Here is a 14,868-nt window from a genome sequence, read left to right on the forward strand (position 1 = left end):
GCGGGGGTTACAGGCCGGCGAACAGCGTTTCGCCGATATGGCCGCCGGGGCGCGCGCCGGGCGGGCAGGCGAAGACGGCGCTGGCCACGTGGGTGATGTACTGGTTCATCATGTCCATCGCCGCCAGCTTCTTGTTGATGCGGATGAAGCCGGTGCGCGGGTCGCGCTGGTAGGCGAGGAAGAACAGGCCGGCATCGTATTCGATGCCCTGGCGCCAGGGCGGCCAGCGCTCGGCGGTGAAGTTGGCGCCGTCGTTGTACGAGTAGGCGCGGCGCAGGATGCGGGCGCCGTCGTTCTCCTGCGGCGAAGCTACGCGCGAGTGGGCGGTGTCCGGAATCACCGGGTTGCCGTCCTTGTCCACCGCGTCCAGCTTCAGCGGCTCGAACTCATGCTGCTGGCCCAGCGGCGCGCCGCTGTCCTTGTAGCGGCCCACCACTTCCTGCTGGAAGCCCAGTTCGGTCTTGTCCCAGTGTTCCAGCGCGATGCGGATGCGGCGCGCCACCAGGTAGCTGCCGCCCTTCATCCAGCCGCCTTCGTCGCCGACCCAGACGAACTGGCTCATCAGCGCCGGGTCTTTCGGCGACGGGTTGTTGGTGCCGTCCTTGAAGCCCATCAGGTTGCGCGGGGTGCCGCCGCCGGGCGCGCCGCTGGCGAAGCCGGTCTGCGCCCAGCGCACGGCGGCGACGCCGTCGGCCAGCGCGGCCAGCTGCCGCACCGCGTGGAAGGCCACCTGCGGATCGTCGGCGCAGGCCTGGATCGACAAGTCGCCGCCGCTCTTCTCCGGCACCAGCTGGTCGCCGTTGAACTTGGGCAAGTCCACCAGCGCTTCCGGCCGGCGCGCGGCCAGGCCGTAGCGATCCACGCCGTTCTTGCTGAACAGGCCGGGGCCGAAGCCGAAGGTGAGGGTCAGCCGCGCGGTGGCGAGGCCGACCGCTTCGCCGGAGTCCAGCGGCGCTTGGTGGGCCTGGCTGCTCAGCGCGCGCGCCGGCTGGCCGCGCGTCAGGCGGCCGGCGGCCTCGGTCCAGGCTTTCAAGAGCGCGATCACGTCTTCGCGCTTGGCGGTGTCGGCCAGGTCGAAGGCGGCGAAGTAGCTGTTCTGCTGCTGCGGGGTGAGGATGCCGCCCTGGTGCGGGCCGTAGAAGGGCTCCTGGTCCTTGGCCGGCGCGGTCTTGGCGCGGCCGGCCGCCGCGCGGGCTATGCCCGGCGCTCCGCCCAGCCAGCCGGCCAGCGCCAGCGCGCCGCCGCCGGCGAGAAAGCCGCGCCGGGTCGATTGCTTGGGTGCTTTGCTATCGCTCATTTCGCCAGCACCAGATTATTGTTGTCGTCGGTGACGTAGTAGAAGCCGTCGCCCTCCGGCGTCAAGGCGATGCCGAACAGGTCGCCGTTGCCGGGCGGGGTTTGCGCCTTGTTGGCGTCTATCCAGCGCGCGCCCAGCTGTTCGCCGGTGGCCGGGTCGATTTCCACCACCTTGCCGTTGGAGCCATTGGTGGCCAACAGGTGGCCCTGCGGCGTGGCGGTCAGCGCCAGCGGGCGCAGCAGCAGGCCGTCGTGGGTCAGCGTGCGGCCGACGCCGGCGCTGGTGGTGCGGCTGGCGGCGTCCCAGATCTCGCTGATGCGGTTGCCCAGCGCGTCGGACACGTAGAGCTTGTCGTCCTTGCCGTAGACCAGGCCGGTGGGGCCGATCAGGAACACGCCCTTGTCGGCCTGCTCACCGAAGCCGCTGGCGACGACGGTGCGGCCCGCGATCCTGGGCAGCTTGCCGGCCGGGATCTCCAGATCCAGCCGCAGCACGGTGGCCTGGTTGATCACCGGCGGCGCGCCTTTGGCGCTGCCGACGCCGAAGCCGGCGTTGCTGACGAACAGCGTGGCTTTGTCGCCGTTGTCTATCACCGCCATATTGCCCCAGGGATCGTTGATGTCCGAGCCGGACCACACGTCCACCAGCTTGCCTTCGGTGTCCAGCACCATCAGGCAGCCGGCGCCCTTGGTGTCGGTGGTGCCGTCGTTGCTGGGCGTGCTGCCGACGATCACCCAGCCGCTCTTCAGCACCGCCATCGCGGTGGACAGGCCGACGCCGCCCGGGCACTGCGCCAGCGTGCGCGGAATCTGCGCGAACAGCGTCAGGCTCTTGCTGTCCGGGTGGTAGTCGACGATGGTGCTGCCCATGCCTTGCAGGTTGGCGGCGTTGTTGAAGTTGTCCACCAGCACGTCGCCGGCCTTGATCTTGCCGGAAGTGATCGGCGAGACGACGATGGCGTACGGGTTCTGGTCGCCGTTGTCCGGCACGGTGTTGGTCAAGACGGTGTGGCGCTTGATGCCGGCCAGGAAGGCGTCGCCGGCCTGGGCGCCGCCCGCCAGCGCCAGCAGGGCGCAGGCGGCGGCGAGCAGCTTGCGCTGCGGAAATTCCAGTTTCATCGTTGCATTCTCCAATGGGGCGGAGGCCCGCGCTCAGAAGGTGATGTTGGTCTTCAGGCCCACCACCCAGCTGTTGGGGATGCGCTGGGTCTGAGTCGGATCATTCGGCGACACCACGCCGGCGCCGACGTTGCGCACGTACTGCACGTCGGCCTGCCACTGCCACCACGGGGTCAATTGATAGATATAGGTGGCCTCGACCTGGGTTTCATCGCCGCGCGCCGGATAGGCCGGGTTGCCGTTGGCGATGCCGGTGTCGGCGTCGTTGCCGGCGGCGTGGTTGCCCACCTTGACGTAGCCGAAGGCCAGGCCGACGGTGTCGTTGTCGCGGCCGGCGAACGGCGCGGTCAGCGTCACGCCAGCGTTGGCGGAGAAACTGACCAGGTTGCGGTCGCCGGGCGCGCCCATCAGGCGGGTGAACACGTTCAGCGTCCGCGCGCTGTCCTCGGCCGGCCGCCACACGGTTTGGTCGGCCACCGCGTAAACGCTGTAGTTGCCGCTGTGCAGCTGCGGGCTGGCCAGGTTGAGCGCCAGCGGCTGGCCGTTGACGTCCCAGCGGGTATCGGCGGTTTTCTGGTTCAGATACCAGAAGCCGATCTTGTAGGTGCCGGGCAGGCCGCCGATGCCGTTCAGCGGGCGCGGAGTTTCCAGCGCGCCGTTGGACGGCAGGTTGCGGCCGTACTGCAGCTCGCCGATGAACAGCGTGCCGCCGTGGCGGCTGAAGGTGGTGCCGTGCTTGTTCAACTGCTGCGGATCGGCCGGATTCTGGCTGACGTCGCGGGTCGGGTCGCCGGCGAAGGCGCCGCCCAGCCAGGTGAGGTTGTCGCCTATCTTGCCGCGCAAGCGCACGCCCAGGCCAGACAGCGGGTAGGCCGGGCCGCCGGCGGGCAAGTCGGCGGACGGCACCGCCGGCCAGCCGAACATGGTGCCGATGAAGGCGCCGCCGTACTGGGTGGCCATGAATTCCTGGTCCAGGCTCTGCTGGCCGATCTTCACATCCAGCCGCTCGCCGTCCAGCTGCTGCTGGAACCAGGCCTCCCACAGCCGGGTGGCGCGATCGGCCTCGATGCCGCTGGCGCTCTGGATGCTGCCGACGTGGTCGGCGCTGAACGGCTTGCCGTGGATATCCAGCGCGCTGACGTTGAAGCTGCCGCCGCTCCACCAGCCTGCGCGCTGGGTGTCCAGGCCCAGCGTCAGCGTGGAGAGGCCCTGATAGGCGCCGCCGTATTGCGCGCCGCCGCTGACGTTGCGCAGGTATTCGCTGCTTTCCGTCAGGCCCAGGGTGACGCCGTTGCGGCCCAGCGCGGAGCGCAGGCCGCCCATGTCGCCCAGCAATGTGGAGCGGTTCCACCAGCCGGTCCACTGGGTATCGGGCTTGGCCTTGATCGCTTGGTCGGCTTCCGGCAGGTCGGCGGGATTGACGTCGGCGTCGGCGCTGTCGGCGGCGCGGGCCAGGCCGGCCAGCAGCAGGCTGGAGGCGACGGCGCAGGCCAGCAGCCGGCGGGGTGGTGCGTATCGTTTCACAGTGTCACTTTTCCCTATGAGGGTTCCATTGCATCCTGAAGTAATGCGTATCGTTCTCGTTATTCGGCCAGAACGCGCCGGCCGCGAAGCCATGACCGCCGCCGTTGTACGGCAGTGGACTGTTTCAGCATAGAAAAACGAAAATCATTCTCAATGGTTGACTGTGGTCATGGATTTTTTTGTCAGACAGCTCGCCGGGCGACAGATGGGGCGCAAGAGTGGGGCAAAGAATGGATATTGCTGATTGTCAAACATGAAACCATGTTTTAACGAATGCTTTCTGTACGGCGGTGTCGCAAACAGGATAGTGACTTCTCGTCCGCTTCCTTTAGAATCGATCGAGCATGTAAAAACAGCCGCGCGGAAAAAGCGTTGGCGCACGACAGAACAAGGAAGGAAAACCATCAATGAGCAATTCGGTAACCCGCGCTGATTTCGACCAGATCATGGTGCCCAACTACGGCCCGGCCGGTTTCATCCCGGTTCGCGGCGAAGGATCCCGCGTCTGGGACCAGGACGGCCGCGAATTCGTCGACCTGGCCGGCGGCATCGCCGTCAACTCGCTGGGCCATTGCCACCCGGAACTGGTGGCCGCGCTGACCGAGCAGGCCAACAAGCTGTGGCACGTGTCCAATGTGTTCACCAACGAGCCGGCGCTGAAGCTGGCCAGCCTGCTGGTGGAGAAGACCTTCGCCGAGCGCGTGTTCTTCTGCAACTCCGGCGCCGAGGCCAACGAGGCCGCGTTCAAGCTGGCGCGCAAGTACGCTCATGACAACTTCGGCGCCGACAAGAACCAAATCCTGTCCTGCGTCAATTCCTTCCATGGCCGCACGCTGTTCACCGTCAGCGTGGGCGGCCAGCCCAAGTACACCGAAGGCTTCGGCCCGGTGCCGGGCGGCATCGGCCATTTCGAATTCAACGACATCGAATCGCTGAAGGCGGCCATCTCCGACAAGACCTGCGCGGTGGTGATCGAGCCCGTTCAGGGAGAGAGCGGCGTGCTGCCGGCCGATCCGGCATTCCTCAAGGCCGCGCGCGAGCTGTGCGATGCGCACAACGCGCTGCTGATCTTCGACGAAGTGCAAAGCGGCATGGGCCGCACCGGCGCGCTGTACGCCTACCAGCAGTACGGCGTGACGCCGGACATCCTGTCGTCCGCCAAGGGCATAGGCGGCGGCTTCCCGATCGGCGCGATGCTGACAACCGAGAAGGTGGCCAAGAGCTTCGGCATCGGCAGCCACGGCTCCACTTACGGCGGCAATCCGCTGGCCTGTGCGGTGGCCCACAAGGTGGTGTCCATCGTCAGCTCGCCCGAGGTGCTCGCCGGGGTCGAGGCGCGCCACAACCGTCTGGTGGCCGGCCTGGAGGCGATCAACGCCAAGTACAAGGTGTTCAAGCTGGTGCGCGGCAGGGGCCTGTTGATCGGCTGCGTGCTGACCGACGAATACAACGGCCGCGCCCGCGAATTCCTGAAGGCTGCCGAGAAGCAGCAACTGATGATTCTGGTGGCGGGCCTGAGCGTGCTGCGCCTGGCGCCGTCGCTGGTGATCAGCGATGCCGACATCGACGAGGGTCTGAAGCGCCTCGACGCCGCCATCTCCGATCTGCAGTCCGCCAAGTAAGCCAGCAAGGCCGCGCCGCGTGGCTCGCCATGCGGCTTTCCCGACCAAGACGCAAACGCCACGACCCCGCTTCGGCCGGGTCGCGGCTGCGGCTGCGCCCGCGATACGCGCGGCCGCCCCAACCCAGGGAGGTAGTCCCATGTTTACCGTGCGTCCCGTCCGCACCTCGGACCTGCCGGCGATCGAGCGGCTGGCGCAAGCCAGCGGCATCGGCGTCACCAGCCTGCCGAGCAACCGCGAGAAGCTGTTCGAACGCATCCAGCAGTCGGTCAGCGCCTTCGAGCACGAAGCCACCGGCGAAGCCAGCCGCGACTACTATATGTTCGCGCTGGAGCAGGGCGGCGCGGTGGTGGGCACCGCGTCGATCTGCGCGTCGGCCGGCTTCGACGAGCCCTTCTACAGCTACCGCAGCGAAACCGCGGTCCACGCTTCCCGCGCGCTCAAGGTCAACAACCGCGTCCACGTGCTCAACATCTGTCACGACCTGACCGGCACCGTGCAGCTGTGCGGCTTCTTTGTCGACGGCGGGCTGGACGCCATCGCCGGCGAGCTGATGTCGCGCGCCCGGCTGCTGTTCATCGCCGGCGAGCGCGAGCGCTTCGGCCGCCGCATCATCGCCGAGATGCAGGGCGTGCACGACGACGCCGGCCAGTCGCCGTTCTGGAATGCGATCGGCCGCCGCTTCTTCAACCTGGATTTCCTGCAGGTGGAGCAGGCCTTCGTCAGCCATAGCAAGACCTTCATCGCCGAGCTGATGCCCAGCTACCCGATCTACGTGCCGCTGCTGCCCGACGAGGCGCAGCAGGCGATCGGCCAGATCCACCCGCACTTCGAGCGCGTTTGCCAATTGCTGTGCAAGGAAGGCTTCGAAGCCGACAACTATCTGGACATCTTCGACGGCGGCGCGGTGCTGACCGCCGAGCTGGACCGCCTGAAGACGGTGGAGCACAGCCGGGCTTACCCGGTGGAAATCCAGGCCAGCCTGCCGGCGCAGGCCAGCCTGCAGCTGGTCAGCAACCAGCGCCTGGCCGGTTTCGCCGCCACCGCCGCCCGCGTGGCGGTGGTGGACGGCGTGGCCTTCATCAATCCCGACGCGGCCAAGGCGCTGGGCGTATCCAGCGGCGACAGGGTGCGCGTCGCCGGTTTGCAGCAAGACTAAGGAGGCCTGGCCATGATGTTTATCCGTCCCGTTGAACGCAAGGATCTGCCGGGCTTGATGGAGCTGGCCAGGAGCGCCGCCAGCGGCGGCGTGGGCCTGACCTCGCTGCCGATCAACGAAGACCGGCTGCAGAAGCGCATCGCCCGTTCGGTGCTGTCTTTCTCCGGCGAGCTGGACCGCGCCGACCACGGCTACGTTTTCGTGCTGGAGGATTCGGAAAACGGCAAGGTGGCCGGCATCTGCGCGGTGGAAGCCGCCGTCGGCCTGAAGGAGCCTTGGTACAACTACCGCATCGGCACCATCGTCCACGCGTCGGAAGAGCTGGGCGTGTACAGCCGCCATGAGACATTGTTCCTGTCCAACGACCACACCGGCTATTCCGAGCTGTGCACGCTGTATCTGCACCCGGACTACCGCGTCAAGCGCAACGGCGGCCTGCTTTCCAAGAGCCGTTTCCTGTTCCTGGCGCAGTTCCCGCAGCTGTTCGGCAAGATGGTGGTGGCCGAGATGCGCGGCGTGTCCGACGAGAACGGCCGCTCGCCGTTCTGGGAGGCGCTGGGCCGCCATTTCTTCTCCATCGATTTCGCCGAGGCCGACTACCTGACCGGCATCGGCCAGAAGGCTTTCGTCGCAGAGCTGATGCCCAAGCATCCGGTCTACGTCGACTTCCTGGAGCCGGAAGCGCAGGCGGTGATCGGCCTCACCCACGAGGCCACCCGCCCGGCGGTGGCGATGCTGGAGTCGGAAGGCTTCCGCTACGAGGGCTATGTCGACATCTTCGACGCCGGCCCGACCGTGCAGGCCTACACCGGCGACATCCGCGCGGTGAAAGAAAGCCAGCGCCTGCCGGCGCGCGTCGTCGATCCGTTGCCGGACGGCGACAAGGAATGCTACCTGGTCTGCAACGACGCCTTGCAGGACTACCGCGCGGTGCTGGCGGAGTCGGTTCGGCCGCAGGGCGAATTCTGCCTGACGCCAGAACTGGCGCGGGCGCTCAAGATTAAAGACGGCGATCACGTCCGCTGCGTGACGCTGACGCCGAAGGAGGCAGCGCAATGAGCAGTCTGTTCATCGATGGCAAATGGCTGGCCGGCGACGGCGAAGCCATGGCCAAGACCAATCCCGCCGACAACGCGCCGTTGTGGCAGGGCCGCGCCGCGAATGGGGCCCAGGTGGACGCCGCCGTGCGCGCCGCCCGCGCCGCCTTCCCGGCCTGGGCACGCATCGGCGTCGACGCGCGCGCCGCCGTGGTGCGCCGCTTCGGCGAGCTGCTGACCGAGCGCAAGGCCGAGCTGGCCCGCGTCATCGCCCAGGAAACCGGCAAGCCGCAGTGGGAAGCGACCACCGAAGTGACCACCATGGCCGGCAAGATCGACATCTCGCTGAAGGCGCTGGCCGAACGCACCGGCGAGCGCGCCGCGGCGATGGGCGACGCCCAGGCGGTGCTGCGCCACAAGCCGCACGGCGTGGTGGCGGTGTTCGGCCCGTACAACTTCCCCGGCCACCTGCCGAACGGCCACATCGTGCCGGCGCTGCTGGCCGGCAACGCGGTGATCTTCAAGCCGTCCGAACTGACGCCGTGGACCGCCGAGGAAACCGTCAAGCTGTGGGCCGAGGCAGGCCTGCCGGCCGGCGTGATCGGCCTGGTGCAAGGCGCGAAGGACACCGGCGTGGCGCTGGCCGGCCATGACGGCCTGGACGGCCTGTTCTTCACCGGCAGCTCCGCCACCGGCGCGCTGCTGCACAAGCAGTTCTCCGGCCGCCCGGACAAGATCCTGGCGCTGGAAATGGGCGGCAACAATCCGCTGATCGTAGGCCCGGTGGCCGACGTCGACGGCGCGGTCCACCACGCGATCCAGTCCGCCTTCGTCTCCGCCGGCCAGCGCTGCACCTGCGCGCGTCGTCTGCTTGTGCCGCAGGGCCAGTGGGGCGACGCCTTCATCTCCCGCTTGGTCGAGGTGGCCGGCAAGCTGCGCGTCGGCAAGTTCGACGCCGAGCCGGCGCCGTTCCTGGGCGCGGTGATCTCCAACGCCGCCGCCGACTCGCTGCTCAAGGCGCAGGACGCGCTGGTCGCCGCCGGCGGCAAGCCGCTGTTGGCGATGCGCAGGCTGGAAGAGGGCGCGGCGATGCTGACGCCGGGCATCATCGACACCACCGCGGCCGCCCGTCCGGATGAGGAATTCTTCGGCCCGCTGCTGCAGGTGATCCGCTACAGCGATTTTGATCAGGCCATCGCCATCGCCAACGACACCCGCTTTGGCCTGGCCGGCGGCGTGCTGTCGGACAGCCGCGAGCTGTACGACCGCTATTGGCTGGAGTCGCGCGCCGGGGTGGTCAACTGGAACAAGCCCTTGACCGGCGCCGCAAGCAGCCAGCCGTTCGGCGGCATCGGCGCGTCCGGCAACCATCGCCCCAGCGCCTACTACGCGGCCGACTACTGCGCCTACCCGGTGGCTTCGCTGGAATGCGACAGCCTGACGCTGCCGGCGCAGCTGTCGCCGGGCATTGTGCTGTGAGGGGAATGCGATGAACGCCTATGAAGTGAATTTCGACGGCCTGGTCGGCCCGACGCACAACTACAGCGGCCTGTCCTTCGGCAACGTCGCCTCCACCAGCAACGTCAGAGCGGCGTCCAATCCCAAGCTGGCGGCCAAGCAGGGCCTGCAGAAAATGAAGGCGCTGCACGACCTGGGCTTCAAGCAGGGCGTGCTGGCGCCGCAGGAGCGGCCCGACGTGGCGTCCTTGCGCCGGCTGGGCTTTGCCGGCAGCGACGCCGAGGTGATCGCCCGCGCGGCCAGGGAGGCGCCCGCCATCCTGGCGGCGGCGACGTCGGCGTCCTGCATGTGGACCGCCAACGCGGCCACGGTCAGCCCGTCGGCCGACACCGCCGACGGCCGCGTGCATTTCACGCCGGCCAATCTGAACAACAAGTTCCACCGCTCGATCGAGCACCCGACCACCGGCCGCGTGCTGCGGGCGATGTTCGCCGACGAGGCGCGCTTCGCGGTGCATGAGGCGCTGCCGGCGCAGATGCACTTCGGCGACGAGGGCGCGGCCAACCATACCCGCTTCTGCGCCGGCTACGGCCAGCCGGGCGTGGAGTTCTTCGTGTTCGGCGCGGCGGCTTTCGACATGCGCTATTCGAAGCCAGCCAAGTTTCCGGCGCGGCAGACGCTGGAGGCCAGCCAGGCGGTGGCCAGGCTGCACGGCCTAGCCGAGGCAGGCGTGGTGTACGCGCAGCAGGACCCGGACACCATAGACGCCGGCGTGTTCCACAACGACGTGATTGCGGTCGGCAACGGCGAAGTGCTGTTCCACCATCAGCAGGCCTTCCTCAACCAGGCCGACGTGCTGGACGAGGTCGCCCGCAAGCTGGCGGCCCGCGGCGGCCGTTTCGCCGCCATCGAGGTGCCGCGCGCCGAGGTGACGGTGGAGGAGGCGGTGAAGAGCTATCTGTTCAACAGCCAGCTGCTCTCCAAGCCCGGCGGCAAGATGCTGATCGTGGTGCCGGAAGAGTGCCGCAACAGCGAACGGGTGTGGAGCTATCTGCAAAAGCTTATCGCCAGCGGCGGCCCGATCGACGAGGTCAGGGCGTTCGACCTGAAGCAAAGCATGCAGAATGGCGGGGGCCCGGCCTGCCTGCGCTTGCGCGTGGCCTTGACCGAGTCCGAGCTGGCGGCGGTGAATCCCAGGGTGCTGATGAGCGACGCGCTGTTCGCGACGCTCAACGACTGGGTGGACCGCCATTACCGCGACCGGCTGGCGCCCGAGGATCTGGCCGATCCGCAGCTGTTGGCCGAATGCCGCGGCGCGCTGGAGGAACTGACCCGCATCCTGGGTCTGGGCAGCGTCTATCCCTTCCAACTGGCCTGAGCCGCGCTTTCCGCATTGAAACCCGCCCCGGCAGCGCCGGCGCGGGTTTTTTCTTGTACGCGGATTTAGCGGCTGTTAACAAATTGCTTGCCGGCTATTCCAAATGCGGGACTATGGTGAGAATTGGCATGGATGTTGCATATTTGAATCGGCGCCGGCATGAAGTCACAGAGGGAAAGGCGATTCCGCAAGAAATTTTCTACAGTCCGGCGGTTGCAGAAAAATGGATAGCAAGTGGTACTGTAGATTGTATGCAAATGAATGATGCTCATGCGTGTATGTTCGCAATGGGTGCACGGGACGCGAGGGGCCTGTTCGAATGTGAATAAAAAGAATGGCAAATATGACTGAAATGTAAAATGGACTGTAAAAGGGAAAGAGTTTTGCCAAGTCGGGTCTATAGTAAATTTCCACATGAAGAAAACAATTAAAATCCTTTTGAAATCAAATGGATAAATTGATTTTAAAAGATGGTTTCACAGGCTGTTTTTGAGACGACTATTCGCAATTGACAGTCGATTGGATACATGGTGATAATCGGTTCGCCTGTCGGACAGAAGCCAAAAAAAACGGCGCGTCCCAGGCGGTAAAACAGGCAGCAGTCAATAAGAGGAGACATCCCGCAAAGCTGCCGGGTAGACAATCAGAGGAGATCTCCAAACGTGGACATTTTTCTGCAGCAAATCCTGAACGGCCTCGTTCTGGGCAGCATCTATGCGCTGATCGCGCTGGGCTACACCATGGTGTACGGCATCATGGGCCTGATCAACTTCGCCCACGGCGAGGTGGTGATGTTCGGCGCCATGGTCACCATCACCGTCATCACCACCCTGATGGGCATGGGCATCAACCTTCCGGGGCCGGCGCTGGTGCTGATCGGCCTGCTGGTTGCCATTCCGGCCTGCATGCTGCTCGGCTTCACCATCGAGCGCATCGCCTACCGCCCGTTGCGGGGCAAGCAGCGCCTGGCGCCGCTGATCACCGCCATCGGCGTATCCATCGTGCTGCAACAGGTCGCCATCCTGATCTGGGGCCGCAATTACATCCCCTTCCCGCAGATTCTGGACCATGACGTGGTGACCATCTTCGGCGCCAGCATCACCAAGCTGCAGATCGTGATCATCGTGCTGTGCCTGGCCATCATGGCCGGCCTGCTGCTGATGGTGGAGAGGACCAAGCTTGGCCGCGCGATGCGCGCCACCAGCCAGAATCCGGCCGTGGCCGGCCTGATGGGGGTCAACGTCAACACCATCATTTCCGCCACCTTCGTCATCGGCTCCGGCCTGGGCGCGATCGCCGGCGTGATGGTGGCCACCAACTACGAGCAGGCCCACTACTACATGGGCTTCATGATTGGCCTGAAGGCGTTCACCGCCGCGGTGCTGGGCGGCATCGGCAACCTGGGCGGCGCGGTGGCCGGCGGCATCCTGCTGGGCATCATCGAAAGCCTGGGCGCCGGCTACATCGGCACGCTGACCGGCGGTTTCCTGGGGTCCAACTATCAGGACATCATCGCCTTCATGGTGCTGATCCTGGTGCTGATCTTCCGTCCGTCCGGCCTGCTGGGCGAAAAAATGGCCGACCGCGCCTGATCCGGAGGAGAGAGACATGGATCTGAACCATCTGAGCACCGGCAAGAAAATGGCGGTATTCGCCGCCAGCGCCGTCCTCCTCGCCGTGCTGCCTTTCCTGGTCGGCGGCACGCTGGGCAATTCCTGGGTGCGCATCATCGACTTCGCGCTGCTGTACGTGATGCTGGCGCTGGGCCTGAACATCGTGGTGGGCTTCGCCGGCCTGCTGGACCTGGGCTTCATCGCCTTCTACGCGATCGGCGCGTATACCTACGCGCTGCTGAGCTCGCCGCACTTCGACATCCACTGGCTGTTCTTCCTGACCATCCCCTTGGGCGCCGCCTGCGCCTCGCTGGGCGGGGTGTTGCTGGGCACGCCGGTGCTGAAGCTGAAGGGCGACTACCTGGCCATCGTGACCCTGGGTTTCGGCGAGATCGTGCGCATCTTCATGAACAACCTGAACTCGCCTATCAACATCACCAACGGCCCGCAGGGCATCAACCTGATCGACCCGATCCACATCGGCGGCGCGTCGCTGGGCCAGACCATCGAGTTGTTCGGCCTGAGCTTCCACAACGTCTACCTGTACTACTACCTGTTTCTGGCGCTGACCGTGCTGGTGGTGATCATGGCCTGGCGCCTGCAGCACTCCCGCATTGGCCGCGCTTGGGTGGCGCTGCGCGAGGACGACATCGCCGCCGCGGCGATGGGCATCAACATCCGCAACATCAAGCTGCTGGCCTTCGGCCTGGGCGCCTTGTCCGGCGGCGTGGCCGGCGGCCTGTTCGCCTCCTTCCAGGGCTTCGTGTCACCGGAATCGTTCAGCCTGCTGGAGTCCATCATGATCCTGGCCATGATCGTGCTGGGCGGCATGGGGCATATCCCGGGCGTGATCCTGGGCGCGGTGGTGCTGACCATCGCCCCGGAAATCCTGCGCGACGTGATCGGCCCGCTGCAGATGAAAACCTTCGGCCGGATGCTGATCGATCCGGAGAATGCCCGCATGCTGCTGTTTGGTCTGGCGATGGTGGTGATGATGCTGGTCCGTCCGGAAGGGATGTGGCCTTCCAAGCGCCGCAAGGCTGAATTCCAGCACGCCAAAGAAGAAGCGGCTGCGCAGAAAGGTTAATCATGGCTGAAGTTTTGCTGAAAATCGAAGGCATTCATAAACGCTTCGGCGGCCTGCATGCGCTGAGCGACGTCGGGCTGACCATCAACAAGGGCGAGATCTACGGCCTGATCGGACCGAACGGCGCCGGCAAGACCACCTTGTTCAACGTATTGACCGGCCTTTACGTGCCGGACGAAGGCAAGTTCGCCTTCGACGGCCACGATCTGTTCCAGCAGAAACCGCACGTGGTGGTGGCCGCCGGCATCGCCCGCACCTTCCAGAACATTCGCCTGTTCGCCGAGATGACGGCGCTGGAGAACGTGATGGTAGGCCGCCACATACGCTCCAAGGCGGGCGCGCTGGGCGCGGTGCTGCGCGACAAGGGCACGATGGACGAGGAGCGGTCGATCGAGGCCAAGGCCTGGGAGCTGCTGGAGTACGTGGGCATCGCCGACGTGGCCGAGGAGCGCGCCCGCAACCTGTCCTACGGCCACCAGCGCCGTCTGGAGATCGCCCGCGCGCTGGCCACCGAGCCCAAGCTGCTGGCGCTTGACGAGCCGGCAGCCGGCATGAATCCGCGCGAGACCGAAGAGTTGAAGGCCTTAATGAGCAAGATCCGCGACGGCGGCGTCACCGTGCTGCTGATCGAGCACGACGTCAAGCTGATGATGGGTCTGTGCGACCGCATCGCGGTGCTGGATTACGGCAAGAAGATCGCCGAGGGCGTGCCGGAAGAAGTGCGCCGCAATCCGAAAGTGATCGAAGCCTACCTGGGAGCGGCCCACGCATGAGCATTCTGGAAGTCAAAAACCTGCAAGTGGCCTATGGCGGCATTCAGGCGGTCAAGGGGGTCGATTTTCACATCGACCAGGGCGAATTGGTGACGCTGATCGGCGCCAACGGCGCCGGCAAGACCACCACGCTGAAGACGCTGGTGGGCATGGTGAAGAAGTCCGGCGGCAGCATTGTCTACGACGGCAAGGACGTGGCGTCGATTCCGTCGCACGATTTCGTCCGCCACGGCCTGGCCATGGTGCCGGAAGGCCGCGGCGTGTTCGCCAAGCTAACGGTGGAGGAAAACCTGCAGATGGGCGCCTACTACCGCAACGACAAGGCCGCCATCCAGAGCGAGATCGAGCACGTTTACGAACTGTTCCCGCGCCTGAAGGAGCGCCGCCTGCAACTGGCCGGCACCCTGTCCGGCGGCGAGCAGCAGATGGTGGCGATGGGGCGGGCGATGCTGTCCAGGCCCAAGCTGCTGCTGCTGGACGAGCCGTCGATGGGCCTTGCGCCCATCATCGTCGAGAAGATCTTCGAGATCATCCAGATGGTGTCCAAGCAGGGCGTGACCATGCTGCTGGTGGAGCAGAACGCCAAGCTGGCGCTGGAGGTGTCGCAGCGCGGCTACGTGATGGAAAGCGGCCGCATCACCATGAGCGGCGACGCCAAGGAGCTGCTCAACGACGAACGCGTGCGCAACGCCTACTTGGGCGAGTGAGCTTCGCCTAAGTCACCAAATCCCCCGCCGGCTCTGCCCGCGGGGGATTTTGTTTTCGGCCGTCCGTCCGGCCTCATGATCTTGCATGCGGCTGC

The 14,868-nt window shown here is 66.0% G+C and carries 12 protein-coding genes; 9 read left to right on the forward strand and 3 right to left on the reverse strand.

Translation table 11 applies throughout. The features are described from left to right. Positions 1–7: 7 nt before the first annotated feature. The 3 genes from efeB to BKX93_RS20655 are packed head-to-tail and all read right to left on the reverse strand — an operon-like array spanning position 8 to position 3,939. Positions 8–1,297, reverse strand: coding sequence for an iron uptake transporter deferrochelatase/peroxidase subunit (efeB, locus tag BKX93_RS20645; protein WP_070981163.1), 1,290 nt, complete (start codon positions 1,295–1,297; stop codon positions 8–10). Next, on the reverse strand, positions 1,294–2,415 hold the full coding sequence (locus BKX93_RS20650) for an NHL repeat-containing protein (RefSeq protein WP_070981165.1): 1,122 nt from the start codon (positions 2,413–2,415) through the stop codon (positions 1,294–1,296). The genes efeB and BKX93_RS20650 overlap by 4 nt, the downstream gene beginning before the upstream one ends. Positions 2,416–2,448: 33 nt before the next feature. Further along, positions 2,449–3,939: a carbohydrate porin gene (locus BKX93_RS20655; RefSeq protein ID WP_222103270.1), complete on the reverse strand. Its 1,491-nt coding sequence runs from the start codon at positions 3,937–3,939 to the stop codon at positions 2,449–2,451. Positions 3,940–4,346: 407 nt separating this feature from the next. Here BKX93_RS20655 and BKX93_RS20660 point away from each other — a divergent pair, with 407 nt between their 5' ends. The 9 genes from BKX93_RS20660 (at position 4,347) to BKX93_RS20700 (ending at position 14,773) form a co-directional block, all read left to right on the forward strand. After that, entirely contained in the window at positions 4,347–5,561 is a 1,215-nt protein-coding gene (locus BKX93_RS20660) for an aspartate aminotransferase family protein (RefSeq protein WP_070981167.1), read from the forward strand. Positions 5,562–5,700: 139 nt separating this feature from the next. After that, a complete protein-coding gene (gene aruF, locus BKX93_RS20665) occupies positions 5,701–6,720 on the forward strand; it encodes an arginine/ornithine succinyltransferase subunit alpha (RefSeq protein ID WP_070981168.1) in 1,020 nt (339 codons plus the stop codon). Positions 6,721–6,732: 12 nt separating this feature from the next. Further along, on the forward strand, positions 6,733–7,779 hold the full coding sequence (gene astA, locus BKX93_RS20670; protein WP_070981170.1) for an arginine N-succinyltransferase: 1,047 nt from the start codon (positions 6,733–6,735) through the stop codon (positions 7,777–7,779). Beyond that, the gene (gene astD, locus BKX93_RS20675; RefSeq protein WP_070981171.1) at positions 7,776–9,236 is read left to right on the forward strand and encodes a succinylglutamate-semialdehyde dehydrogenase; all 1,461 of its coding nucleotides are present in this window, start codon (positions 7,776–7,778) and stop codon (positions 9,234–9,236) included. The genes astA and astD overlap by 4 nt, the downstream gene beginning before the upstream one ends. A gap of 10 nt (positions 9,237–9,246) precedes the next feature. After that, complete coding sequence (gene astB / locus BKX93_RS20680; RefSeq protein WP_046157870.1) at positions 9,247–10,593, forward strand: N-succinylarginine dihydrolase; 1,347 nt, start codon at positions 9,247–9,249, stop codon at positions 10,591–10,593. Positions 10,594–11,255: 662 nt separating this feature from the next. After that, entirely contained in the window at positions 11,256–12,185 is a 930-nt protein-coding gene (locus BKX93_RS20685) for a branched-chain amino acid ABC transporter permease (protein WP_046157869.1), read from the forward strand. A gap of 16 nt (positions 12,186–12,201) precedes the next feature. Then, complete coding sequence (locus BKX93_RS20690) at positions 12,202–13,293, forward strand: ABC transporter permease subunit (protein WP_046157868.1); 1,092 nt, start codon at positions 12,202–12,204, stop codon at positions 13,291–13,293. A gap of 2 nt (positions 13,294–13,295) precedes the next feature. Next, positions 13,296–14,066 (forward strand): ABC transporter ATP-binding protein, encoded by a 771-nt coding sequence (locus tag BKX93_RS20695; RefSeq protein WP_021478328.1) that lies wholly within the window; start codon positions 13,296–13,298, stop codon positions 14,064–14,066. Then, positions 14,063–14,773, forward strand: coding sequence for an ABC transporter ATP-binding protein (locus BKX93_RS20700; RefSeq protein ID WP_046157867.1), 711 nt, complete (start codon positions 14,063–14,065; stop codon positions 14,771–14,773). Before BKX93_RS20695 ends, BKX93_RS20700 begins: the two co-directional genes overlap by 4 nt. Positions 14,774–14,868 lie beyond the last annotated feature (95 nt).

Origin of the sequence: Chromobacterium vaccinii (assembly GCF_001855275.1) — a bacterium.
Classification (GTDB): Bacteria; Pseudomonadota; Gammaproteobacteria; order Burkholderiales; family Chromobacteriaceae; genus Chromobacterium; species Chromobacterium vaccinii.